The sequence below is a fragment of the Pseudomonas spelaei genome, assembly GCF_009724245.1.
Taxonomy (GTDB): Bacteria; Pseudomonadota; Gammaproteobacteria; order Pseudomonadales; family Pseudomonadaceae; genus Aquipseudomonas; species Aquipseudomonas spelaei.
The window spans coordinates 129,657-151,943 of record NZ_WNNK01000010.1 but is presented as its reverse complement, the minus strand read 5'-3'; the positions used below and the strand labels follow the sequence as shown (position 1 = coordinate 151,943).

Sequence of the window (22,287 nt, the reverse complement as noted above, 5' to 3'; positions counted from 1 at the left end):
GAGCGTGGGAACGAGCAACATCACAACTCCATCTCCACCTTGACCCTCCCCAAGCCCTCCAGTGCATAACTGTGGTACTCATACACCTCTCCCAGAACAACCAGATGAAGTGCGCCCTCTTGCCTGATCACTTGGACATTGGGCTCTTTGGTTTTCAGAAAGAGAGGTGCCGACACCAACCCCTTGAGAATTTCCTGGTCATTACTCAAGTCTTTATGAACGTAATACCTATAGGAAAATCCCACGGTCGCACCACCTTGGCTGTCCCGTGCACCGTAAATCGAGGTGCCGTTACCCAAGGAATGTTTCAACACCACTTCATCCAGATCGGGCATGCCGGACGACATGACCCAACTGCCCCCGATATAGATCAGACAGGCCACTAGCAGACAATTGCGCAGGGTCGGTACGAGGCCCTCAGTGGCCTTGAGAAATCGCATACTCGATACCTCTCCTTATCCAATACTGATCGCGTGGATCATCGCCAAAAGGATCACCGCCCCACCATGATCCAAAGTCCGGGCGGGTGGTTTTTGCGACAGTTTGAGCAACACCTGCTGCCCGCAGCAGCACATGCTCCGGAATGCCCAGCACCGTGCCCGTGGCACCGTAATTGAAGTTACCAAAAGCTTCGTACTGACGCCCTCGTTTCTTGTAGTTCCATGGTCCAGCGGCCCTTACCTGCGAATAAAACCAGGAATAGGCGAATGCCGAGGCTGGCTTGAGATGAATGCGCTTGCACTGGGAAATCGCCATGTTTTCGAGAAGTGAAACACCGGGCGGCATTAACGGTACGGCCATTTGCAGATCCTTGCGGGCAGTGAGGAGCACTGAACCTAGCACCCCACTCTGGCCTGAAAGACCGCTTAACCTAAATACAGAATTAACCTACAACAGTCCCATCTCTTTCCAACACTCGTACGATCAATCTGTATCTGGGTAATGCAGGTTCCCCTATCACCAAGGTGCGGGCAGGAAGATTCATACAACGCTTTAGGGTTGTTGCTCAGAAGAGAGCTGTCTAGCCTTCGTGACTGAATGTCCATCGTCGCAGAACACCATCACATGCCTATGCACAATCCACCTCATCCAGGCCTGATCATCCTTAAAGACGTGATCCCCGCCCTGGGCATCACGATCACCGAAACGGCTCGACGCCTTGGCTTCGCCCGGGAGACTTTCTCAAGGATCCTGCATGGTCATGCGCCAGTCAGCCCTGACCTTGCAGTGAGGCTGGAGCGAGCAGGCATCAGCAAAGCGCGACTATGGTTGTCGATGCAGAGCGCTTACGACCTGTGGCAGGCGGAGCATCGCCCTCAGCCGGAAATCAAGCGGTTTGCCCGGATTGATTGAATGGATAAAATGGACGCGATCGGCCAGACACAGTTGATCTCCATCGACTAGGCCAACCCCGCCTCCACCAACAACGCCTCCACTCCCATCAAATCCGGCACCTTCGCCACATGCTCCCCCACCTGCACCGCCGCCAGTTCCAATCGGCACAGCGGCACATCCACATAACTCAACTGGCTGTCGAGTTTGTAGGAGCGCGGGATCCCCTGAATCACCAACGCAATAAACTTCAACGTCGGCCGTCCACCCAAGGTATTGAGCACCACAATCCGCGCCCGCTCCCCTACTACACTCGCCCCACCACACGCGGCCTCGAAGCTGATCAATGGCAATTGCTGATCGCGCCAGGTCACTTGTCGCAGATACCACGGCGGCGCATCGCTGGCCGGTTCGCCGCGCTGGAAGTCGATCAGCTCGGCGACGGCAACGTTGGGCAGCAGCAAGTGACGGTCGGCCAAGGGCAGTAATAACCCGGTGAGCTGGCTGGCTCGGTGGTCAAGCATGGGACTTACTCCAGTAGGCGATGCTTTCCAGCAACACCGACTCTTGGTAGGGCTTGCCGAGGTAGTCGTTGACGCCAATGGCCATGGCACGATCGCGATGTTTCTGGCCGGTACGGGAGGTGATCATGATGATCGGCAGGCCTTTGAGCCGTGGGTTGTTGCGCACCTGGATCGCGACTTCGAAACCGTCCATGCGCGGCATTTCAATGTCCAGCAGCATCAGGTCCGGGGTGTGTTCTTCCAGCACCGCGATGGCGTCGATGCCATCCTTGGCCGTCAGGACGTTCATGCCGTTGCGTTCCAGCAAACGGCTGGTGACCTTGCGGACGGTGACCGAGTCGTCCACCACCAGCACCAGCAGCGAGCGCTTCTGCAGCGGCTCGTTGACGGTGACCTGCGAGTTCGCCACGTGCTTCGGCACGGCCGGCTGCAGTGCCCGCAGGTGGGCCAATAAGTCGATGATCAGCACCACGCGGCCATCCCCGAGAATGGTCGCTCCGGACAACCCTTGAACCCCGGCGAATTGCGGGCCGAGCCCCTTGACCACAATCTCGCGGGTACCGGCCATGGCGTCCACTTGCACCGCGATGCGCCGCTCGTTGCAATGCACCAGCAACACCGGCAGCGGTAGGCTCTGACCCAGCAGTTTCGGACGGGCGACGGTGTGCAGCAACTCGCCCAGGTAATACAACTCGTAGCGTTGCCCCGCGTATTCATAGCAGGGTGGATCCTGTTGATAGTGTCCTTCCAGCTCACCAGGTAACACGCGTACCAGACCTTCGATGGTGTTCAGCGGTATCGCGTACTGATCCTCGGCGCACTGCACCATCAACGCCCGGTTGACCGATACGGTGAACGGCAGGCGAATGCGAAAGTGCACGCCCGCACCCGCCTTGGAGTCGATGACCATCGATCCCCCGAGCTGGCGCACTTCCTCGTGCACCACATCCATGCCCACGCCACGGCCAGAAATCTGGGTGATTTTTTCGGCGGTGGAAAACCCCGGCTGCAGGATGAACTGCAACACGTCGCGGTCGCTGATCTCAAGGTTTGGGTCAAGCAAGCCGCGCTTGATCGCCTTGCGTCGCACCGCATCCAGGGGCACGCCAGCACCGTCGTCGCGCATGTCGAAAATGATGTCGCCGCCTTCGTGGGTCAGGTCCAGGCTGATCCGGCCCCTGGCCGGCTTGCCCGCTGCCAGCCGCACTTCGCGAGATTCCAGGCCATGGTCGACGGCGTTACGCAGCATGTGTTCCAAGGGTGCGACCATCCGCTCCAGCACGTTGCGGTCCATCTCGCCTTCGGCATTGCCGACCACAAACTCGACGTCCTTGCCCAACTCCTCGGCCACTTGCCGCACGATGCGTTTGAGGCGCGGCAGCATGCGCTCGAACGGCACCATGCGCGTGCGCATCAGGCCTTCCTGCAATTCGGTGTTGATCCGCGCCTGCTGCTGCAACAGGGTGTGGGCGTCCTGGTTGCGACGTTCGAGGGTTTCCTTGAGGTCGAGCAAGTCGGAGGCCGATTCGAACAAGGCCCGGGACAGCTGCTGCAACTGGGAATGACGATCCATTTCCAGCGGGTCGAATTCCTCATAGCCCAGGCGTTCCGCCTCGGCTTGCTGACGGCTGAGGATGCGGCCCTGGGTTTCGGTGTCGAGGCGGCGCAACTGGTCGCGCATCCGCTCGATGGTGGTTTCCACCTCGTTGAGCGCAATACGGGCATCGTTGACCTGCTGTTCGATACGCCCCCGAAAGATCGAGGTTTCACCGGCCAGGTTGACCAGGTCGTCCAGCAGGTCGGCGGAGATCTTCACCATGTCAGCGGCAGGTTCGCTGGCCGGAACAGCCTCGGTTTTGACCCCTGGGAGCGTCACCGGCGCGACCTGATCTTCAATGGGGTGAACCAGACTCTTGATGCGTTCGATCAATCGCCCGACGGACCCCACCGGCAGGCCTGCCGCCACCGCATCGACCATCTGCGCCAGGCGATCATGGCAGCCTTGCAGCAGCGCAAACAATTCGGTGGACGGCGCCAGCAAACCTGCCGACAAGCCTTCGTAGAGAAACTCCAGCTCATGGGCCAAATCGCCAATCGGCCCGATCTCGACCATCCGCGCACCGCCCTTGAGGGTGTGCAGGTCCCGCAGCAGGGTTTCCACTTCCTGGCGGCTCCCTGGCTCCGCCTGCCAGCGCAATAGCGCAGCACCGGAGCTGTCGAGGATGTCGGCAGCTTCTTCGAGGAAGATCTCCAATAATTCGGGATCAGTCCCCGTGACCTCGGGTGCCGCGGGTGGGGCCGCCTGCCCGGTACTCTGACGCAGCTCACGCAGATGGCTGATCAGTGTGCTGGATTCGCTCAGCGGCTGCTGGTGTTGCAGTTGCTCCAGCTGCAGCGCCAGTTGCTCGTGACTGGCCATCAGGGCCTGCGCCAGCTCGTTGGAATAACTGTAGCGACGGTCCACCAGCCCTTCGTAAAGATTTTCCAGTTCCTGGGCGAGATCGCCTACGGGGCCGATTTCGGCCATACGCGCGCCGCCCTTTAGAGTGTGCAGGTCCCGTTGCAAAGACGACAGTGGCGCTGCGCTGTCGGGATCCAGCAACCAACGCTTGAGGGACTGCCCGGCGCTGTCGAGGATATCCACCGCCTCCTCAAGGAAGATCTCGACGATTTCGTCATCCACCGCCATTTCCTGCCCCAACTGCGCGGTGGCGGCGCCCAGCTCGGAGATGCTCAACGTGCGGCTTCCGTCGCTCTTGATCAGCCCGGTGGCGGATGGATCCAGGCCTTCATCCAACAGCTCGCGCAGGGCCCGTACCCGCGTGGAGGCAGGGCTGATTTCCTGGCCGGCGGCCAGTTGGTCGAGCATGCTGATCAGCGCTTCGTGGGCCTGTTCGGCCTCATGGAAGAATCGCTCGCTGACGGCCAGGCTGCTCTCTTCCACCGCGCCATACAGGTCGAGCAAGGCTTCGCAGAGTTCGTCCATCGGGTGCAGATCGGCCAGGTGCGCACCCTCGCCCAAGGTGGTCAATTCGTCCAGCAACGCACTGAGCTCCTGGCGTTCGCCGGGGTGCTGCTGCCAACCGCGCAGCAGGCTTTCCGCGTCCAGCAGGATGTCCATGCCCTGAGCCAGGAAGTTGGCGATCAACTGGGGATCACGCTTGATCCGCAGCCCCGTATTGGGTGCATTGAGCAGCGCTTCAAGTTGGCTGTTCAACCGCTGCTGTGTGCGCTCGATCAAGGCTGCGGCGCCACTGATCGGTGCGTTGGGATCATTGTCCAGCTGGCGCAAACCACGCTGGAACAGCGCTTCGGCTTCCAGCAGCAACTCGACCTCATCCAGGTCCAGCGGCAGGCGATGGGCCTTGTACTCGCGGGTCAGGTGGTCCAGCGGTCGCGCCAGCTCGGCGATGGGCAACACGCCGGCCATATAGGCACTGCCCTTGAGGGTATGCAGGGCTCGCTGCAGTTCGTCACTGACTTGCAGGGGTACGTACTCGGCGGCCTGGCGCAGGAAATGATTGAGGCTGTCGAGATGGCTCTGGGCTTCGTTGCGAAAGATCTCCAGCAGCATTGGGTCCAGGGCTGACGGATCGTCGTAAACAGTGGTCGGCAGTTCGACACCGCTGGCCAGGGCGTGGGCACGGGCCGCCAGATCATCGACATCGTCTCGCTGGCGTTGGGTATCGGTGGCGAAATCAGCGATCAAGGCCGGCAGCAGTGCCACCGCGTCATCCAGGACGGCCTGCACATCGGCCCCAGCGACGACACTGCGCTCCAGCACGCGGTTGAGCAGGTTTTCCACGGCCCACGCCAACTCAGCCAGCACCAGGGCGCGGACCATACGGCCGCTGCCTTTGAGCGTATGAAAGGCGCGACGGATTTCGCTCAACGTGGCTTTATCTTCCAGGCTGGCGATGCCGCCCGGTAAATCACGATGCAGCGTCTCAAGGACCTCCCCGGTTTCTTCGAGGAAGACCTCCCGCAGTTCATCGTCCACCGGCTCTTCTCCAGCCGGCGGTGGCAGCAGGCTGCCTGGGCGTTGCAACGCCGGGGGATTGAGGCGCGAGGTGGGACTGGCCAGCACCTGCGCCAGGGATTGAGTGGTCGAGTCCTGCACCAGCAGGTCATCCACCGGCGCGGGTAATTCCTGACGCCAGGGTTTTTCAGCCGGCAAGTAACCCAGCGCAGCCAACCCCTCGGTGGCCACATCCAGCACTCGCTCGCCGGGGGCGTCATGATCCTGAAGCATGCGCTCCAGGTAGTACTCGAGGCTGGTGATCACATCAGCAAAATGCGCGAGCTGTGTGTCGGTAGGCACCGTCGCGCTGATCATCAGTTGCTTGTCGACGTACTCATTGCAGCCGCGCATCAAGCTCGCCGCGCGGGGCAACGGGATCATCGCCAAGGCGCCGCGGACCTGGGTCAGCAACTCGGGCAGGGACTCCAGGCGCTGTCGATCCCACTGGGCTTCGATACAGTCGATGATCAGCTCTTTGGCCTGCTTGAGGCACTGGCACGACTCCTTGAGGACCAACTGATGGATCTGGGTCAGGTCAGTGGTGGGCAGGCGGCTTTCTTCGCGGCGCTCCGGCTCGACGGTGCCGACCATTCCGGCCAGTGTCGCTTCGACGTAAAGCAAGGCACCGGCGACGTCCATCAACACGGCGTCATTCGGTTCGCGCTGCCCTTGGGCCAGGCCCAGTACCACTGCCAGTTGGTCGATGATCACTTTGCGCGGCTGGCCAAACCCAAGCACCGCCAGGGTATCGGCGATTTGCCGCAGCGGCGCCAGCAGGCTCTCGAGGTCGCGGGTGTGTTGACGGTCACTGCGCACGAACAGGTCCAGCCGCTCCTTGACCCGCACCAACTCTTCACAGAGGGCGCCGAGTACCGAGCCCATGGCATCGCGATCGGGGCCGGCCATACGCGCGCGTTCAGCATCCACCACCGCGCTGTCGGGCAGGGCTTCGTCGAGGCCGTAACGCTCTTTCAGACTTTGCATACGCGGTGTCGGCCGGGTGACTTTGGCGATATAAAACAGCAGGCTCTTGAGCAGTTCATCGGGGGCAGGCTGGTTGATCCCGGCGATACCTTGGGCCAACAGACGCTTGATTTGCTTGTCGCAGGCCTTGAGCAGGCTGCGCAGCGCCGGACTGTTGGCGATCACGCCGGTGAGCATGCCTTCCGCCAGCGCCGAGGTGACTTGCCACAGCGGCAACAAGGGTGCGCCCTGGCACAGCGCTTCGAGCCGTGCAAAAACCCGCGCCATATCGTCCAGATTGCTGGGGCCGTGGTCTTCCCGTAGCAGCCCGGCCAACGCCTGCTGCAGCATTTGACGCCATTGGCGCAAAAGCTCGGGAAAGTCGTCCGGGATGCGTTGGGCCAAAATGTCGTCGGGCAGCGGTGGGATCACCAGCAACTGCGGGCTGAACAAGCTGGTTTCCGAGAGCAGGCTTTCACCCCGCACGCTGCGCAGGTCGTTGAGCAACGGCAAGACCACCAACGGCAGATCGCGGCGGGCGCTGTGGACACGGTCCAGGTACAACGGCAATTGCCCGAGGGCCTGTTGCAGCAGGCGGATACCTTCGTCACGCTGACTGACACGCCCGGCCTGCAGGGCCAGCGCCAGGTGTTCGATTTCCTCGGCGAGCAGGGCCGCGCCGTAGAACTCGACCATCAGCAGGCTGCCATGGACCTGGTGAATGCACTCAAGGCACAGGGCGATCGCGTCACTGCTTGCTTCGTCGATGAAGGCGTCGAGCGCCGAACGGGCCTGCTTCAGGGTTTCGGCAATTTCATCCTTGACCCATTCAAGGGCCACATAATCGTGCCGATCAACCATAACTGCTCCCGTTTGAATTCATTAGTTTCCGGGCTTGCACCCTGTAGCCGCTGGCGAAGCCTGCGAACGACCCGAAGGGACGCTGAATCTCTAGACCGCTGAAGGCCTTCGGCCTTATCGCAGGCTTCGCCAGCGGCTACAGAATCGCAGGTCATTGCGTCAGGGGTCATCCACCTTGCGCGCCGTCGGCAACGTGAACCCTGACACCGACCGCCGCAACTGACTGGCCATTTTCGCCAGATTACCAATGCTTTCAGCGGTAGCCGTAGAACCCGACGACGTCTGGCTGGTGATCTGCTGGATCACGTTCATGGTCAACGAAATCTGCCCCGCCGACGAGGTCTGCTGCTGCGCCGCGTTGGAGATGCTCTGGATCAGCGCCGCCAGGGTTTTCGACACCCCTTCGATCTCTTCCAGCGCCACACCGGCATCCTGGGCCAATCGCGCGCCACGCACCACTTCGGTGGTGGTCTGCTCCATGGAGATGACGGCTTCGTTGGTGTCGGTCTGGATCGCCCGTACCAGGGTTTCGATTTGCCGGGTAGCTGCCGATGAGCGCTCGGCCAACCGCTGTACTTCATCGGCCACCACTGCAAACCCACGCCCGGCGTCACCGGCCATGCTGGCCTGGATCGCGGCGTTGAGGGCGAGGATGTTGGTCTGGTCCGCGATGTCATCGATCAGGCTGACGATGTCGCCAATTTCCTGGGAGGACTCCCCCAGGCGCTTGATGCGCTTGGCGGTGTCCTGAATCTGTTCGCGAATGTTGTCCATGCCGTGGATGGTGTTGTGCACCACCTCGTTGCCCTTGTTGGCAATCTCCACCGAGCGCTCGGCCACCGCTGAGGATTCGGCAGCGTTGGCCGAGACCTGATCGATGGATTGGGCCATCTGGTTGATCGCAGTGGAGGCTTCGGCGATCTGTTGGGCCTGGTGCTCCGAGGCCTGGGCCAGGTGCATCGCGGTGGCCTGGGTGTCCTGCACGGCACCGGCCACCTGGCCCGCGGTGAGGTTGATGGTGGCGACCAGGTCCCGCAGTTGGTCCACGGAATAGTTGATGGAGTCGGCGATGGTGCCGGTGAAGTCTTCGGTCACCGAGGCGGTGACCGTCAGGTCGCCGTCGGCCAGGTCTTCGATTTCGTCCAGCAGGCGCATGATCGCGTTCTGATTACGCTCGTTCTTTTCGGCGGTTTCACGCAGCTGGCGGTTGGTCTCGCGGACCATCACCAGGCCAATCAGGATGATCGACGCCAGCGCCAGCAAACCCAGGACGTAGCCGCCGATGGTGTCAAACGTACGCCCACTCGCGAGGTTTTCAAAACCCGTTGCCAGGTGCGAGGCTTCATCGAGCAGGGTTTGCGACAGGCTGAAAATATTGCTCGCCGAGGCGCGCACCTGGAACAGTTGCGGCGAGGTTTCGAGGATTTCATCCACGGAGCCGGAGACGAACTCAAACAACTCGGAGATATCTGCCAAGCGGGCACGAGCGTCGTGATCCTCGACCTGAGTGATGCGCAGCCCGGCATTGCCCTGGAGCATGCCGTTGAGTACCTGGCCGAAACGATTGGCGTCGCGACCAAAGGCATCGGCCGCCTGCACCGCCGTTTCATCACCGGCCAGCACGGTATTCACCGCACCGAGGATGCGTTCGGCCAGCAACGATTGGCGCTGGGCCAACGCCACTTGGCTGGCCGGTGCACCCCGTTGCAGCAGGATATCGACGACTTTTTCCGACTCGACCTGCAGTTGCGGTACGGTTTCCGCCAATGTTGCCGCCACTTGGTGCAGGGACAGTACTGTCTGCTCGCTGGCCAGAATCGCATCGGTGTTTTTCAGCAGCGCCTCCCAGTCGGTCTGCACCGCGCGCATTTCCCCGCGTACCTCGCGGGGCGCCGCCGGCAGGCCGGTGGCCGGGTCACCTTTTTTCAGGTAACTCCAGCGCTGGGCAAAATCGTTGCGCGACTCACCCAGCAGTTTGAACGCGGCGGATTTGCCCGCCGCCGCTTCCGTGGCGTTCTTGGCAATACGCTGGGACAGCACCCGCAACTCACCGGCATGGCCGATGTACTGCTTGTCATAAGTCGATTGGGTGTTGAGGTACGCGAAGTTGGCGAACAGCAACATGATGAACACGATCAGCGCGATAAACAGCACGATGATCTGCGACCGGCTGCGGGAGGCTTCCTGAGGTTTGGGGGGCGTGACGGTGCTCATACGGCGACATCCATGAAGCTCGGGGCCTGGGCCAGGGCGAAGGGGCTGAAGACCTGCCATACCTGATCAGTATTGAACTGCCCCTGGATAAAGGGCGCACTCGCAGCTTCGTCCACCGTCAACGCAGCGCGTGCCAACAGCTCTTGCGCAAAATGCTGCATCCCCACCACCTCATCCACCAACAGGCCGACAAACACGTCCTGATACTCCACGACCAAGACGCGCCGCTGTTTGCGCAGGGTCGACAGTTCGTGACCGAAAAAACCGCACAGGTCGATCACCGGCAACAACCGCCCGCGCAGGTTGGCCACGCCCTTGACCCACGGCTTGACCCCGGGCATCAGTGTGCAACGTGGCTCGTGCAGGACTTCCGCGACTTCGCCCATGGGCGCCACGTACCAATGCTCACCCAGCCGGAAGCCGATGCCGCTCCAGCTGTGTGCTCGGGTTTCCTGGGAAGGCAGGTCGGCAGCCAACAGGCGGCAGCGGCGGTCGATGTCCAGCAGCAGCTCGAAGGCAGTTTGCGACTCGGTCATGGGAACGTGCCGTCAGCCCGCCAACACCTTGTTCAGGGTGGCAATCAGGGTGTCTTCGTCCACCGGCTTGGTCAGGTAGTCTTTCGCGCCCTGGCGCTCGCCCCAGATCTTGTCGGTTTCCTGATCCTTGGTGGTGATGATGATAATCGGGATCGAGCTGATGCTCGGGTCAGTGTGCTTGCTCAGTTGGCGAGTGGCCTGGAAACCGTTGAGGCCCGGCATCACGATATCCATCAGCACGGCATCGGGTTTTTCCAGGGAGGCCAGCGCTACGCCGTCGGCACCGTTTTCGGCCTTGAGGACTTCGTGGCCATGCTTTTCCAGCATGCCGGTCAGTTTGTACATTTCAGTCGGCGAATCGTCGACGATCAGAACACGTGCCATGGTTTTCCCCACTACATTGGTAGACGCAAGCGCTCAAGGCTTGCCGTCAATGTGCTTGTTCTACTGCGGCGAAGCCCGGCACATACGCCTTGATCGCACTCAGCAGTTCTTCCTTGCTAAAAGGCTTGGTCAAAAACTGATCAGAGCCGACGATGCGCCCCTTGGCCTTGTCGAACAGGCCGTCCTTGGAGGACAGCATGATCACCGGTATCGACTTGAACGCCGGGTTGTTCTTGACCAGGGCACAGGTCTGATAACCATCCAGGCGCGGCATCATGATGTCGACAAAGATAATGTGCGGGTGATGGTCAACGATCTTGGCCAGGGCGTCGAAACCGTCGATGGCCGTGATGACTTCGCACCCTACGTTCTTCAACAGTGTCTCGGCGGTGCGGCGAATCGTTTTCGAATCGTCGATCACCATCACTTTCAAGGCGTTGGAATGCTGTTCCATATCTGCTCTACCATCGCCACAGCGAATCGGTTTTCGGTGTGTACAGCCGGATGTTGCACGGGACGGGCGCCAAACCCTTGCGATTCAAGGGCTGATACGCCATGGCAGCCTTTTTAGCACAGACTGGGAAGGCAATCTATCGGCCGACCGGCAAGGTGGTTTTTCCTTGACCCACAACAGCCGCAGCGCCACTCTGACGCCACTTTTATGCGCCCTTATTTGCTAGAGGAAATCCCCCATGAGCGTTCGCGTCGGCATTGTCATGGACCCTATCGCCAGCATTTCCTATAAAAAGGATAGCTCGCTGGCCATGTTGCTGGCCGCCCAGGCCCGCGGCTGGACGCTGTTCTATATGGAGCAGCGCGATCTTTACCAGGGCGACGGCGAGGCGCGGGCCCGGATGCGCCCCTTGCAGGTGTTTGCCAACCCTGAGAAGTGGTTCGAACTGCAAGACGAGGTCGACAGCCCGCTGAGCGACCTGGACGTGATCCTGATGCGCAAGGATCCGCCATTCGACATGGAGTTTGTCTACTCCACCTACCTGCTGGAGCAGGCCGAGCGTGCTGGCGTACTGATCGTCAACAAACCCCAGAGCCTGCGCGACTGCAATGAAAAGCTGTTCGCCACCCTGTTCCCGCAATGCACACCGCCGACCGTGGTCAGCCGTCGCAGCGACGTGCTGCGCGAGTTCGCCGCCAAGCACGGTGATGTGATCCTCAAGCCGCTGGACGGCATGGGCGGCACTTCGATCTTCCGTCACCGTGTCGGCGACCCGAACCTGTCGGTGATCCTGGAAACCCTGACCGCTCTCGGCACCCAGCAGATCATGGGCCAGGCCTACCTGCCGGCCATCAAGGACGGCGACAAGCGCATCCTGATGATCGACGGCGAACCCGTACCTTACTGCCTGGCGCGCATCCCCGCCGCCGGCGAAACCCGTGGCAACCTGGCGGCTGGTGGGCGTGGCGAAGCACGTCCATTGACCGACAAGGACCGCTGGATCGCCGCACAGGTCGGTCCGACGCTGCGGGAAAAAGGCCTGCTGTTTGTAGGCCTTGACGTAATTGGTGAGCACCTGACGGAAATCAACGTCACCAGCCCCACCTGTATTCGCGAGATAGACAACGCGTTCGGCACCAATATCGGCGAAATGCTGATGGCGGCGATTGCCGCGAAGCTACAAGCCAAGTGACATAGAACCGCCAGACACAAACCGACATTGCGCTATCATGCCCCACCTGTGAAATGCGCGATGTTGGTTTTCTTGTCATGACGCTCCCGTCCGATCTGCCCCCAGAACTCTCCCACAGCGGCGTGCGCCCGGCTGATCGGCTCGGATTTACGCTGTTTCTGGCAGCCTTGATTCACCTGGCTTTGATCCTCGGCCTGGGCTTCACCTTTGCCGAACCCAAGCAGATCAGCAAAACCCTGGAAATCACCCTCGCCACTTTCAAGAGCGAAAAGAAGCCGGAAAAGGCCGACTTTCTCGCCCAGGACAATCAGCAAGGCAGCGGCACCCTGGATAAAAAGGCGGTGCCCAAGACCACCGAAGTCGCGCCGTTCCAGGACAACAAGGTCAACAAGGTCAAGCCGCCTCCGGCACCCAAGCCCGAGGTCAAGCAAGCGGCGCCCAAGGCGGCCGTCGCCACCATCGCGCCCAAGCCGCAAAAAGCCGTGACCCAGCGTGAAAAGGTCAAGACCGAACCCGCCCCCAAGACCTCTGCCCCTGCGTTTGACAGCGAACAGCTCTCCAGCGAAATCTCCAGCCTGGAAGCGGAGCTTGCCAACGAACAGCAGCTTTACGCCAAGCGCCCACGGATTTATCGCCTGAACGCCGCCTCCACCATGCGCGACAAGGGCGCCTGGTATAAGGACGAATGGCGCAAGAAGGTCGAGCGCATCGGCAACCTCAACTACCCGGACGAAGCCCGCCGCCAGCAGATCTACGGCAACTTGCGGCTGCTGGTATCGATCAACCGCGACGGTTCGTTGTATGAAGTGCTGGTGCTGGAATCTTCCGGGCAGCCATTACTGGACCAGGCGGCGCAGCGGATTGTGCGTCTGGCGGCACCGTTTGCGCCGTTTACCGGCGACCTGGCGGACATCGACCGCCTGGAAATCATCCGTACCTGGAAATTCGCCAAGGGTGATCGGCTGTCCAGCAATTGATCGCAGTGGTGATTTCCTGCGCATCGCCAGCTTGTCAGTTCGCCCCTCCAACGCCACACTAGCGGACATGAAAAATGTCAGCCCGACCTACCTCAAGCACCAATTCCTGATCGCCATGCCCCATATGGCCGACCCGAACTTTGCGCAAACCTTGACCTATATCGTCGAGCACACGGCCAATGGCGCCATGGGCCTGGTGGTCAACCGTCCGCAGGACCTGAACCTGGCCGATATCCTTGAGCAATTGCGCCCGGACATCGATCCGCCAGCCAACTGCCAGGACGTGCCGATCTACATTGGCGGGCCGGTACAGACTGACCGAGGTTTTGTCTTGCACCCTACAGGCCCCACGTTCCAGGCTACGGTGGACCTCGACGGGCTGTCCCTGTCCACCTCCCAGGACATCTTGTTTGCGATTGCCGATGGTATCGGGCCACAGCAGAGCCTGATTACCCTCGGTTACGCGGGCTGGGAAGCCGGGCAGCTGGAGGCCGAACTGGCCAGCAATGCCTGGCTGACCTGCCCGTTTGACGCTGACATCCTGTTCAACACCCCCAGCGAACTGCGCCTGGAAGCGGCTGCGGCCAAGCTGCGGGTCAACCTCAGCCTGTTGACCAGCCAGGCGGGGCACGCCTGATGACCTTGCGTCTGATTCTCGGTTTTGACTACGGCACCAAACAGATCGGCGTCGCCGTCGGGCAGGTCATCACGGGCCAGGCCCGCGAGCTGTGTACCCTGAAAGCCCAGAACGGCGTGCCGGACTGGAACCAGGTGGAAGCCCTGATCAAGGAGTGGAAGCCCGACGCCGTTGTCGTCGGCCTGCCCTTGAACATGGACGGCACCCCGAGCGACATGTGCCTGCGGGCCGAAAAGTTCGCGCGCCGTCTCAATGGTCGCTACAACCTGCCCTTCTATACCCACGATGAGCGCCTGACCACCTTTGAGGCCAAAGGCGAGCGCCGCGACCGTGGCGGCCAGAAAGGCAGCTACCGCGATAACCCGGTGGACGCGATTGCCGCCGCCTTGTTGTTGCAGGGCTGGCTGGACGAAAACACCGCTTTATTTGAATCCTGACTGACGCGGCTTGCCGCGTCTTCTTACGTTTGAGCCCGGACCTTGCCGTCGCCCCCGCCGCGCAAGGCCTTGAAGGAGCTACCATGAGCCTGCCCAATCCCGCCGAACTGATCAGCCAGATGGCGTTACGCCTCAAGGCCCACCTGGAACACCGCGCCATCAGCGAGCCACGCTTTATTGGCATTCGCACGGGCGGCATCTGGGTGGCCCAGGCGTTACTGGAAGAGTTGGGCAGCGATTCGCCCCTGGGCACCCTCGACGTCTCCTTCTACCGTGACGACTTCAGTCAGAACGGGCTGCACCCACAAGTACGTCCCTCGGCCCTGCCTTTCGAGATCGAAGGTCAGCATCTGGTGCTGATCGATGACGTGCTGATGAGCGGTCGCACCATCCGCGCCGCCATGAATGAACTGTTCGATTACGGGCGCCCGGCCAGCATTACGCTGGTCTGCCTGCTGGACCTGGACGCGGGCGAACTGCCCATCAGCCCGGACGTGGTTGGCGCCACACTGTCGCTTGCGGCCAACCAACGGGTAAAATTGTCCGGTCCCACGCCGCTCGAACTCGAACTGCAAGACCTTGCCCTTTAAACCGCCTTGTAAAGAGTCCCCGCGATGACGCCTCTAGATGCCAAGCGCCCGCTGCAGCTCAATGCTCAGGGCCAACTGCGCCACTTCTTGTCCCTCGACGGTTTGCCCCGCGAACTGCTCACCGAAATCCTCGACACCGCTGACTCGTTCCTGGAAGTCGGCGGTCGGGCGGTGAAAAAAGTCCCGCTGTTGCGCGGCAAAACCATCTGCAACGTGTTCTTCGAGAACTCCACCCGTACCCGCACCACCTTTGAACTGGCGGCCCAGCGGCTGTCAGCCGACGTGATCACCCTGAACGTGTCCACATCGTCGGCGAGCAAGGGCGAAACCCTGCTCGACACCCTGCGCAACCTGGAAGCCATGGCCGCCGACATGTTCGTGGTGCGTCACGGTGACTCCGGCGCCGCGCACTTCATCGCCGAACACGTGTGCCCGCAGGTGGCAATCATCAACGGCGGCGACGGCCGTCACGCCCACCCGACCCAAGGCATGCTCGACATGCTGACCATCCGCCGGCACAAGGGCGGCTTTGAAAACCTCTCGGTAGCCATCGTCGGCGACATCCTGCACTCGCGGGTAGCGCGCTCCAACATGCTGGCCCTGAAAGCCCTGGGTTGCCCGGACATCCGCGTGATCGCGCCGAAAACCCTCCTGCCCATCGGCATCGAGCAATACGGCGTGAAGGTCTACACCGACATGGCCCAAGGCCTGAAGGACGTCGACGTGGTGATCATGCTGCGCCTGCAACGCGAGCGCATGTCCGGCGGCCTGCTGCCGAGCGAAGGCGAGTTCTACCGCCTGTTCGGCCTGACCACCGCGCGCCTCGCCGGCGCCAAGCCGGATGCCATCGTGATGCACCCGGGGCCGATCAATCGGGGGGTGGAGATTGAGTCGGCGGTAGCCGACGGACCGCAGTCGGTGATTCTCAACCAGGTCACCTACGGCATCGCCGTGCGCATGGCCGTGTTGTCCATGGCCATGAGCGGGCAAACCGCACAACGTCAATTCGAGCAGGAGAACGCCCAGTGAAGCTCAGCATTCTCGGCGCCCGAGTCATTGATCCCGCCAGTGGCCTGGATCACGTCACCGACCTTCATCTGGAAGCCGGCAAGATCATTGCCATCGGCGCCGCCCCGAGTGGCTTCAGCGCTGTCGAAACCATCGACGCCAAAGGCCTGGTGGCCGCGCCAGGGCTGGTGGACCTGAATGTCGCCCTGCGCGAGCCGGGCTACAGCCGCAAAGGCACGATCGCCAGCGAAACCCGTGCAGCGGCGGCCGGTGGCGTCACCAGCCTGTGCTGCCCACCGCAGACCAAACCGGTGCTGGACACCTCGGCCGTGACCGAGCTGATCCTCGACCGCGCCCGTGAGGCCGGCAACTGCAAAGTGTTCCCCATCGGCGCCCTGAGCAAAGGCCTGGACGGCGAACAGCTTGCAGAGCTCATTGCGCTGCGCGATGCCGGCTGTGTGGCCTTTGGCAACGGCCTGGAGAGCTTTCGCAGCACACGTACCCTGTGCCGCGCCCTGGAATATGCAGCCACCTTCGACCTGACAGTGATTTTCCACTCCCAGGACCGTGACCTGGCCGAAGGCGGCCTGGCCCATGAAGGCGCCACCGCCAGCTTCCTCGGCCTGCCGGGCATCCCGGAAACCGCCGAGACCGTGGCCCTGGCCCGGGACCTGTTGTTGGTAGAGCAAAGCGGCGTGCGGGCACATTTCAGCCAGTTGACCAGTGCCCGGGGCGTGGCCCTGATCGCCCAGGCTCAAGCACGCGGTTTGCCGGTGACGGCAGATGTGGCGCTGTATCAACTGATTCTGACGGATGAGGCGCTGATCGACTTCTCCAGCCTGTACCACGTTCAACCGCCACTGCGCACCCGCGCGGACCGCGATGGCTTGCGCGCGGCCGTGAAGTCCGGGGTGGTTTCGGCGATTTCCAGCCACCACCAGCCTCACGAACGCGATGCCAAGCTGGCACCGTTCGGCGCGACAGAGCCTGGGATCAGCAGCGTCGAGCTGTTGCTGCCACTGGCAATGACGTTGGTGGAAGATGGCTTGCTGGACCTGCCAACGCTGCTGGCGCGCTTGAGTGCGGGCCCTGCCGAGGCGCTGCGCCTGCCGGCGGGTAAGCTGGCGGTGGGTTTGGCGGCGGATATCGTATTGTTTGATCCGGCCAGCTCCACGATTGCCGGGGAACACTGGCTGTCCAAAGGTGAGAACTGCCCGTTCATCGGCCACAGCCTGCCGGCGAATGTGCGGTACACCTTGGTGGATGGGCGGATCAGCTACCAGGCCTAAAGCCTGATCTAAAGCGGGCACAGTAAATGTGGGAGCTGGCTTGCCTGCGATGCGGGCACCTCGGTGCATCTGATGGACCGAGGTGATGCTATCGCGGGCAAGCCCGGCTCCCACATTTGATCTGCATCTATCCGAGAAGGGTTTACCGACCGTTATTACGCTCGGCATTACCAATCGAAATCTGCGTATTCAGCGTCCAGAAGTCGTACAGCACCCCAATCAGGAACAAACCACCGGTCAGCAGATAGATGATCCCGGTGATCCATTTGCCCTGATACATACGGTGCAAACCGAACACACCCAGGAACGCCAACAGGATCCAGGCCACGTTGTACTCAATCGGCCCAGCGGTAAAACGCAGGTCCGCTTCCCGGTCCATGGCCGGAATCAGGAACAGGTCGATCAGCCAGCCAATCCCCAACAATCCGAAGGTGAAAAACCAGATCGTCCCGGTCACCGGTTTGCCGTAATAAAAACGGTGAGCACCGGTAAAACCGAAAATCCAGAGCAGGTAACCGATCACCTTGCTGTGGGTGTCTTGCTGCGAAACATCCTGTCGATAGGTGTTCATGGAGTACCTCTTTTGCCTCGATAGATAAATATTTCTGGTTTCTTTGTGACTTTTTTACGGGCGCCCGACATGCGGTAAATGGTATGGTCGCTTCCCTCAAAGCCTTGTACCACCTGACTTGTGTAGGACAATTGCGGCAATTGGTCGCGCTTTTCCTGAATTTGACCGCAGGGTTCAGTCGACAAACGGCCTGAGAAAGACACAAAAAGCTGTTATAAAGTTGCGCGCAAACCTATAAGAGCCTTGCCTAATGCGACCATTTTTCAAGACATGGCTAACCATTTGCCTATTAATGCCACTGGCCGCCCACGCCACCAACCGTGAGCAACGACTTCCGAACGTTAATGGTTTCACCCCTAAAGTTCATGCAACCACCAGCTCCGCCAAATCGGTAAAACTCACCGTCAAGCGCCCGACTCAACTGAGCAAGGCACACGGTAAAGCAAATCCTGCCCTGATGGCGGTCAACACCAAACAAAGCAGCAACGTCCTCAGCCGTGCCGTTAACGTGCTCGGTACTCCTTATCGTTGGGGCGGCAGCAGCCCAAGTAAAGGGTTCGACTGCAGTGGCTTGGTGAAATATGCGTTTAACGACGTTAAAGCCGTGGATTTGCCGCGCACTTCCAATGCCATGGCCGCTGGCCACGGGCAGAAAGTTGAGCGCAAGGACCTGAAGCCGGGCGATCTGTTGTTCTTCAAGCTGAAGAGCCGTCAGGTCAATCACGTTGCCATCTACCTGGGCAACGACCGCTTTATCCACGCACCACGTCGTGGCAAGTCGGTCAGCATCGACACGCTGAAAAAGCCGTTCTGGGACAAGAACTACGTGATTGCCAAGCGTGTTCTGCCTAAAGAGCAAAACAATCTGCGGGTTGTGCAGCGCTGATTCAACGCTGCAATGCAATCCAATGTGGTAGCGGGCTTGTGGGGAGCCGGGCTTGCCCGCGATAGCATCACCTCGGTGCAACTGACAGACCGAGGTGCCTGCATCGCGGGCAAGCCCAGCTCCCACCTAAGCAAGTTCCAACATTAGGTTTTCATTGCCTGTTCCACCTCAGAACTCCCCAGGCATTCTCGCCTTCTCCCGAGCATCCTCCCGGCTGATCAGCCCCTGGCTGACCAACGCCTTTAAACTCATATCCAACGTCTTCATCCCCAGCGCCCCACCGGTCTGAATCGCCGAGTACATCTGCGCCACCTTGTCTTCACGGATCAGGTTACGGATCGCCGGTGTGCCGAGCATGATTTCATGAGCGGCCACTCGCCCGCCGCCCACTTTCTTCACCAGCACCTGGGACACCACCGCCTGCAACGACTCCGAGAGCATCGAGCGGACCATGGCCTTCTCCCCCGCCGGGAATACATCCACTACCCGGTCCACGGTTTTCGCCGCCGACGTGGTGTGCAAGGTGCCAAACACCAAGTGCCCGGTTTCCGCAGCCGTCAGCGCCAGACGGATGGTTTCCAGGTCACGCATCTCGCCCACCAGGATCACATCCGGGTCTTCCCGCAGCGCTGAGCGCAAGGCTGCCGAGAAACTGTGGGTGTCACGATGCACCTGCCGCTGATTGATCAGGGCGTTTTTGGGTTCATGAACAAACTCGATCGGGTCTTCAAGGGTCAGGATGTGCTGGTGGCGATGGCCGTTAAGGTAATCAATCATCGCGGCCAATGTGGTGGACTTGCCGGAGCCCGTGGGCCCGGTGACCAGCACCAGCCCCCGAGGCAAGTCCGCAATCTGGCGAAATACCTCGCCCAGCCCCAGGCTTTCCAGGCTCTGAGCCTGTGACGGGATCGCCCGAAATACTGCGCCGATGCCTCGGTGCTGCCGAAACACATTCACCCTGAATCGCGCCACGCCCGGCAGCTCGAAGGCAAAATCCGTTTCAAGAGATGTTTCGAAATCCTTTTGCTGCTGTTTGGTGAGTATCGACTCAAGCAACGAGGCAACTTGCGCCGGGCTTAGTGCCGGTTGATCGAGCGCACGAATCTCGCCATCAATGCGCACCATCGGCGCCAGGCCTGCCGACACATGCAGGTCGGACGCACCCAGGCTGACGCTTGCGGCCAGCCATTCAGTGATATCCATAGGGCTTTCCATTTCCAGTAGAATGCCGCGGACTCCATTCCCGCGGGCGCACTTCGAATGTCGACGATAGCAGACAACATCGGCCTGGTTAGTGACCGGATCCGTGCGGCGGCCCAGGCCGTGCAGCGCGACGAAAGCAGCATCCACTTGCTGGCCGTCAGCAAGACCAAACCCGCGCAAGCCGTGCGCGAAGCCTATGCCGCCGGGATGCGCGACTTTGGCGAGAATTACCTGCAGGAAGCCTTGGGCAAACAGCTGGAATTAACCGACCTGCCCTTGAGTTGGCACTTCATCGGCCCCATTCAATCGAACAAGACTCGCGCTATCGCTGAGCATTTCGCTTGGGTACATTCCGTGGACCGCCTGAAAATCGCACAACGCCTGTCCGAACAACGCCCGGCTGACCTGCCAGCACTGAACATCTGCATTCAGGTCAATGTCAGTGGTGAAGCCAGCAAATCCGGCTGTACGCCCGCCGATTTGCCAGCCTTGGCCGAAGCCATCAGTGCCCTGCCTCGTGTGAAGCTGCGTGGCCTGATGGCGATTCCCGAGCCAACTGACGACCGCGCGGCTCAAGACGCTGCGTTCGCGACCGTACGCGACCTGCAAGCGAGCCTGCACCTGCCACTCGACACACTTTCCATGGGCATGAGCCACGACCTTGAGTCAGCCATCGCCCAAGGGGCCACCTGGGTGCGGATCGGTACCGCCCTGTTTGGTGCCCGCGACTACGGTCAGCCGTGAAATGGCTGACTTCCATCTGAGTAAGGACCTGTCATGAGCAACACGCGTATAGCCTTTATCGGCGCCGGCAACATGGCGGCCAGCCTGATCGGCGGCCTGCGGGCCAAAGGCCTGGAAGCGGACCGGATTCGCGCCAGCGACCCGGGTGAAGACACCCGCACCCGCGTCAGCAGTGAACACGGTATCGAAGTCTTCGCCGACAACGCCGAGGCCATTCAAGGCGTTGACGTGATCGTGCTGGCGGTCAAGCCTCAGGCCATGAAAGCCGTGTGCGAAGCCCTTCGGCCAAGCCTCAAGCCTCATCAACTGGTGGTGTCCATCGCCGCCGGCATCACCTGCGCCAGCATGAAAAACTGGCTTGGTGCCCAGCCGATTGTGCGCTGCATGCCCAACACCCCGGCGCTGCTGCGCCAGGGCGTGAGTGGCTTGTACGCCACTGCCGAAGTTACCGCTGGGCAGCGGGATCAGGCGCAGGAACTGTTGTCGGCGGTCGGCATTGCCCTTTGGCTGGAAGAAGAGCAGCAACTGGACGCGGTCACCGCTGTCTCCGGCAGCGGCCCGGCGTATTTCTTCCTGCTGATCGAAGCCATGACCGCTGCGGGCGTGAAACTGGGCCTGCCACGGGAAACCGCCGAGCAACTGACCGTGCAAACCGCCCTGGGCGCTGCACATATGGCCGCCGGCAGCGATGTCGACGCCGCCGAGTTGCGCCGTCGCGTCACCTCTCCAGGCGGCACCACACAAGCCGCTATTGAATCGTTCCAGGCCGGGGGCTTTGAAGCCCTGGTGGAAAAAGCATTGGGCGCCGCCGCGCACCGCTCGGCTGAAATGGCCGAACAACTAGGTCGATAAGGAGCCAACATGATTGGTTTGAACACCGCAGCCGTCTACGTGCTGCAAACCCTCGGCAGTCTGTATCTGCTGATCGTACTGTTGCGTTTTGTCCTGCAATTGGTCCGTGCAAACTTCTACAACCCGCTCTGCCAGTTCGCCGTAAAGGCCACTCAGCCGCTGCTCAAGCCGCTGCGCCGGGTAATCCCGAGCGTGTTCGGCCTGGACATGTCGTCGCTGGTCCTGGCGATCCTGGTGCAGTTGGCGTTGATGGCCCTGACCCTGTTGCTGACTTACGGCACCACCGGCAATTTCCTGCAATTGCTGATCTGGGCCATCATCGGCGTGACGGCGCTGTTCCTGAAGATCTTCTTCTTTGCCCTGATCATCAGCGTGATTCTGTCCTGGGTCGCCCCAGGCAGCCATAACCCAGGCGCCGAACTGGTCAACCAGATCTGCGAACCGGCCCTGGCGCCGTTCCGCAAAATCCTGCCAAACCTGGGCGGCCTGGATATCTCGCCAATCCTCGCGTTCATGGTGCTCAAGCTCCTGGATATGCTGGTGATCAACAACCTGGCCGCCATGACCATGATGCCGGACATCCTGCGCCTGCTGATCTGATGAAATAGCTGA

At 61.0% G+C, this 22,287-nt stretch carries 22 protein-coding genes; 12 read left to right on the top strand and 10 right to left on the bottom strand.

The window, feature by feature from the left end; all coding sequences use genetic code 11:
* Positions 1-20: 20 nt before the first annotated feature.
* Together GNF76_RS14010 and GNF76_RS14005 are read right to left on the bottom strand one after the other, a co-directional pair.
* On the bottom strand, positions 21-440 hold the full coding sequence (locus GNF76_RS14010; RefSeq protein WP_155583738.1) for a hypothetical protein: 420 nt from the start codon (positions 438-440) through the stop codon (positions 21-23).
* Positions 418-801 (bottom strand): polymorphic toxin type 44 domain-containing protein, encoded by a 384-nt coding sequence (locus GNF76_RS14005; protein ID WP_155583737.1) that lies wholly within the window; start codon positions 799-801, stop codon positions 418-420. The genes GNF76_RS14010 and GNF76_RS14005 overlap by 23 nt, the downstream gene beginning before the upstream one ends.
* Before the next feature lie 264 nt (positions 802-1,065).
* Between GNF76_RS14005 and GNF76_RS14000 the strand changes: the two genes are divergently transcribed.
* Positions 1,066-1,353 (top strand): HigA family addiction module antitoxin, encoded by a 288-nt coding sequence (locus GNF76_RS14000; RefSeq protein ID WP_155583736.1) that lies wholly within the window; start codon positions 1,066-1,068, stop codon positions 1,351-1,353.
* A 47-nt stretch (positions 1,354-1,400) separates the two neighbouring features.
* Here the strand turns inward: GNF76_RS14000 and GNF76_RS13995 are convergent, their stop codons facing one another.
* The 6 genes from GNF76_RS13995 to pilG all read right to left on the bottom strand — a co-directional run bounded on the left by GNF76_RS13995 (position 1,401) and on the right by pilG (position 11,289).
* Complete coding sequence (locus GNF76_RS13995) at positions 1,401-1,856, bottom strand: chemotaxis protein CheW (protein ID WP_155583735.1); 456 nt, start codon at positions 1,854-1,856, stop codon at positions 1,401-1,403.
* On the bottom strand, positions 1,849-7,701 hold the full coding sequence (locus GNF76_RS13990; RefSeq protein ID WP_155583734.1) for a hybrid sensor histidine kinase/response regulator: 5,853 nt from the start codon (positions 7,699-7,701) through the stop codon (positions 1,849-1,851). Before GNF76_RS13990 ends, GNF76_RS13995 begins: the two co-directional genes overlap by 8 nt.
* A 159-nt stretch (positions 7,702-7,860) precedes the next feature.
* Positions 7,861-9,915 (bottom strand): methyl-accepting chemotaxis protein, encoded by a 2,055-nt coding sequence (locus GNF76_RS13985; RefSeq protein ID WP_155583733.1) that lies wholly within the window; start codon positions 9,913-9,915, stop codon positions 7,861-7,863.
* On the bottom strand, positions 9,912-10,451 hold the full coding sequence (locus GNF76_RS13980) for a chemotaxis protein CheW (protein ID WP_155583732.1): 540 nt from the start codon (positions 10,449-10,451) through the stop codon (positions 9,912-9,914). The genes GNF76_RS13985 and GNF76_RS13980 overlap by 4 nt, the downstream gene beginning before the upstream one ends.
* 12 nt (positions 10,452-10,463) lie before the next feature.
* Positions 10,464-10,835: a twitching motility response regulator PilH gene (gene pilH / locus GNF76_RS13975; RefSeq protein ID WP_155583731.1), complete on the bottom strand. Its 372-nt coding sequence runs from the start codon at positions 10,833-10,835 to the stop codon at positions 10,464-10,466.
* 46 nt (positions 10,836-10,881) lie between these two features.
* The gene (pilG, locus tag GNF76_RS13970) at positions 10,882-11,289 is read right to left on the bottom strand and encodes a twitching motility response regulator PilG (RefSeq protein WP_155583730.1); all 408 of its coding nucleotides are present in this window, start codon (positions 11,287-11,289) and stop codon (positions 10,882-10,884) included.
* A 238-nt stretch (positions 11,290-11,527) separates the two neighbouring features.
* Here pilG and gshB point away from each other — a divergent pair, with 238 nt between their 5' ends.
* The 7 genes from gshB (at position 11,528) to GNF76_RS13935 (ending at position 17,419) form a co-directional block, all read left to right on the top strand.
* Positions 11,528-12,481, top strand: coding sequence for a glutathione synthase (gshB, locus tag GNF76_RS13965; protein WP_155583729.1), 954 nt, complete (start codon positions 11,528-11,530; stop codon positions 12,479-12,481).
* 77 nt (positions 12,482-12,558) lie between these two features.
* Positions 12,559-13,458: an energy transducer TonB gene (locus GNF76_RS13960; RefSeq protein ID WP_155583728.1), complete on the top strand. Its 900-nt coding sequence runs from the start codon at positions 12,559-12,561 to the stop codon at positions 13,456-13,458.
* Between the two features lie 67 nt (positions 13,459-13,525).
* Positions 13,526-14,095, top strand: a complete 570-nt coding sequence (locus GNF76_RS13955) for a YqgE/AlgH family protein (RefSeq protein WP_155583800.1) — start codon at positions 13,526-13,528, stop codon at positions 14,093-14,095.
* The gene (gene ruvX, locus GNF76_RS13950) at positions 14,095-14,532 is read left to right on the top strand and encodes a Holliday junction resolvase RuvX (protein ID WP_016972946.1); all 438 of its coding nucleotides are present in this window, start codon (positions 14,095-14,097) and stop codon (positions 14,530-14,532) included. The genes GNF76_RS13955 and ruvX overlap by 1 nt, the downstream gene beginning before the upstream one ends.
* 83 nt (positions 14,533-14,615) lie before the next feature.
* Positions 14,616-15,122 carry a bifunctional pyr operon transcriptional regulator/uracil phosphoribosyltransferase PyrR gene (gene pyrR, locus GNF76_RS13945; RefSeq protein WP_155583727.1) on the top strand — a complete coding sequence of 169 codons (507 nt, stop codon included), beginning with the start codon at positions 14,616-14,618 and terminating at the stop codon, positions 15,120-15,122.
* A 24-nt stretch (positions 15,123-15,146) separates the two neighbouring features.
* A complete protein-coding gene (locus GNF76_RS13940; protein ID WP_155583726.1) occupies positions 15,147-16,151 on the top strand; it encodes an aspartate carbamoyltransferase catalytic subunit in 1,005 nt (334 codons plus the stop codon).
* The gene (locus GNF76_RS13935; RefSeq protein ID WP_178123329.1) at positions 16,148-17,419 is read left to right on the top strand and encodes a dihydroorotase; all 1,272 of its coding nucleotides are present in this window, start codon (positions 16,148-16,150) and stop codon (positions 17,417-17,419) included. Before GNF76_RS13940 ends, GNF76_RS13935 begins: the two co-directional genes overlap by 4 nt.
* 142 nt (positions 17,420-17,561) lie before the next feature.
* Here GNF76_RS13935 and GNF76_RS13930 read toward each other — a convergent pair whose 3' ends face one another.
* Complete coding sequence (locus GNF76_RS13930) at positions 17,562-17,990, bottom strand: NINE protein (RefSeq protein WP_155583725.1); 429 nt, start codon at positions 17,988-17,990, stop codon at positions 17,562-17,564.
* Positions 17,991-18,240: 250 nt separating this feature from the next.
* Between GNF76_RS13930 and GNF76_RS13925 the strand changes: the two genes are divergently transcribed.
* Entirely contained in the window at positions 18,241-18,876 is a 636-nt protein-coding gene (locus GNF76_RS13925) for a C40 family peptidase (RefSeq protein ID WP_155583724.1), read from the top strand.
* A gap of 168 nt (positions 18,877-19,044) precedes the next feature.
* Here GNF76_RS13925 and GNF76_RS13920 read toward each other — a convergent pair whose 3' ends face one another.
* Entirely contained in the window at positions 19,045-20,079 is a 1,035-nt protein-coding gene (locus tag GNF76_RS13920) for a type IV pilus twitching motility protein PilT (RefSeq protein ID WP_155583723.1), read from the bottom strand.
* Positions 20,080-20,136: 57 nt separating this feature from the next.
* On the opposite strand from GNF76_RS13920, the gene GNF76_RS13915 reads away from it, so the two are divergent.
* From GNF76_RS13915 to GNF76_RS13905, 3 genes are read left to right on the top strand one after another with little or no spacing between them, the layout of a single operon-like run.
* Positions 20,137-20,823, top strand: coding sequence for a YggS family pyridoxal phosphate-dependent enzyme (locus tag GNF76_RS13915; protein WP_155583722.1), 687 nt, complete (start codon positions 20,137-20,139; stop codon positions 20,821-20,823).
* 33 nt (positions 20,824-20,856) lie between these two features.
* On the top strand, positions 20,857-21,675 hold the full coding sequence (gene proC / locus GNF76_RS13910; protein ID WP_155583721.1) for a pyrroline-5-carboxylate reductase: 819 nt from the start codon (positions 20,857-20,859) through the stop codon (positions 21,673-21,675).
* Positions 21,676-21,684: 9 nt separating this feature from the next.
* Positions 21,685-22,275, top strand: a complete 591-nt coding sequence (locus GNF76_RS13905) for a YggT family protein (RefSeq protein ID WP_155583720.1) — start codon at positions 21,685-21,687, stop codon at positions 22,273-22,275.
* The last annotated feature ends 12 nt before the right edge of the window (positions 22,276-22,287 follow it).

Bases quoted from the DNA above. Each gene is read 5' to 3' on its own strand.
- GNF76_RS13980 (WP_155583732.1), bottom strand. From the start codon at position 10,451: ATGACCGAGTCGCAAACTGCCTTCGAGCTGCTGCTGGACATCGACCGC.
- GNF76_RS13985 (WP_155583733.1), bottom strand. From the start codon at position 9,915: ATGAGCACCGTCACGCCCCCCAAACCTCAGGAAGCCTCCCGCAGCCGG.
- GNF76_RS14010 (WP_155583738.1), bottom strand. From the start codon at position 440: ATGCGATTTCTCAAGGCCACTGAGGGCCTCGTACCGACCCTGCGCAAT.
- gshB (WP_155583729.1), top strand. From the start codon at position 11,528: ATGAGCGTTCGCGTCGGCATTGTCATGGACCCTATCGCCAGCATTTCC.
- GNF76_RS13930 (WP_155583725.1), bottom strand. From the start codon at position 17,990: ATGAACACCTATCGACAGGATGTTTCGCAGCAAGACACCCACAGCAAG.
- GNF76_RS13905 (WP_155583720.1), top strand. From the start codon at position 21,685: ATGATTGGTTTGAACACCGCAGCCGTCTACGTGCTGCAAACCCTCGGC.
- GNF76_RS13995 (WP_155583735.1), bottom strand. From the start codon at position 1,856: ATGCTTGACCACCGAGCCAGCCAGCTCACCGGGTTATTACTGCCCTTG.
- pilG (WP_155583730.1), bottom strand. From the start codon at position 11,289: ATGGAACAGCATTCCAACGCCTTGAAAGTGATGGTGATCGACGATTCG.
- GNF76_RS13960 (WP_155583728.1), top strand. From the start codon at position 12,559: ATGACGCTCCCGTCCGATCTGCCCCCAGAACTCTCCCACAGCGGCGTG.
- GNF76_RS13920 (WP_155583723.1), bottom strand. From the start codon at position 20,079: ATGGATATCACTGAATGGCTGGCCGCAAGCGTCAGCCTGGGTGCGTCC.
- proC (WP_155583721.1), top strand. From the start codon at position 20,857: ATGAGCAACACGCGTATAGCCTTTATCGGCGCCGGCAACATGGCGGCC.
- ruvX (WP_016972946.1), top strand. From the start codon at position 14,095: ATGACCTTGCGTCTGATTCTCGGTTTTGACTACGGCACCAAACAGATC.
- GNF76_RS13955 (WP_155583800.1), top strand. From the start codon at position 13,526: ATGAAAAATGTCAGCCCGACCTACCTCAAGCACCAATTCCTGATCGCC.
- pyrR (WP_155583727.1), top strand. From the start codon at position 14,616: ATGAGCCTGCCCAATCCCGCCGAACTGATCAGCCAGATGGCGTTACGC.
- GNF76_RS13940 (WP_155583726.1), top strand. From the start codon at position 15,147: ATGACGCCTCTAGATGCCAAGCGCCCGCTGCAGCTCAATGCTCAGGGC.
- pilH (WP_155583731.1), bottom strand. From the start codon at position 10,835: ATGGCACGTGTTCTGATCGTCGACGATTCGCCGACTGAAATGTACAAA.
- GNF76_RS13915 (WP_155583722.1), top strand. From the start codon at position 20,137: ATGTCGACGATAGCAGACAACATCGGCCTGGTTAGTGACCGGATCCGT.
- GNF76_RS13925 (WP_155583724.1), top strand. From the start codon at position 18,241: ATGCGACCATTTTTCAAGACATGGCTAACCATTTGCCTATTAATGCCA.
- GNF76_RS14005 (WP_155583737.1), bottom strand. From the start codon at position 801: ATGGCCGTACCGTTAATGCCGCCCGGTGTTTCACTTCTCGAAAACATG.
- GNF76_RS14000 (WP_155583736.1), top strand. From the start codon at position 1,066: ATGCCTATGCACAATCCACCTCATCCAGGCCTGATCATCCTTAAAGAC.
- GNF76_RS13990 (WP_155583734.1), bottom strand. From the start codon at position 7,701: ATGGTTGATCGGCACGATTATGTGGCCCTTGAATGGGTCAAGGATGAA.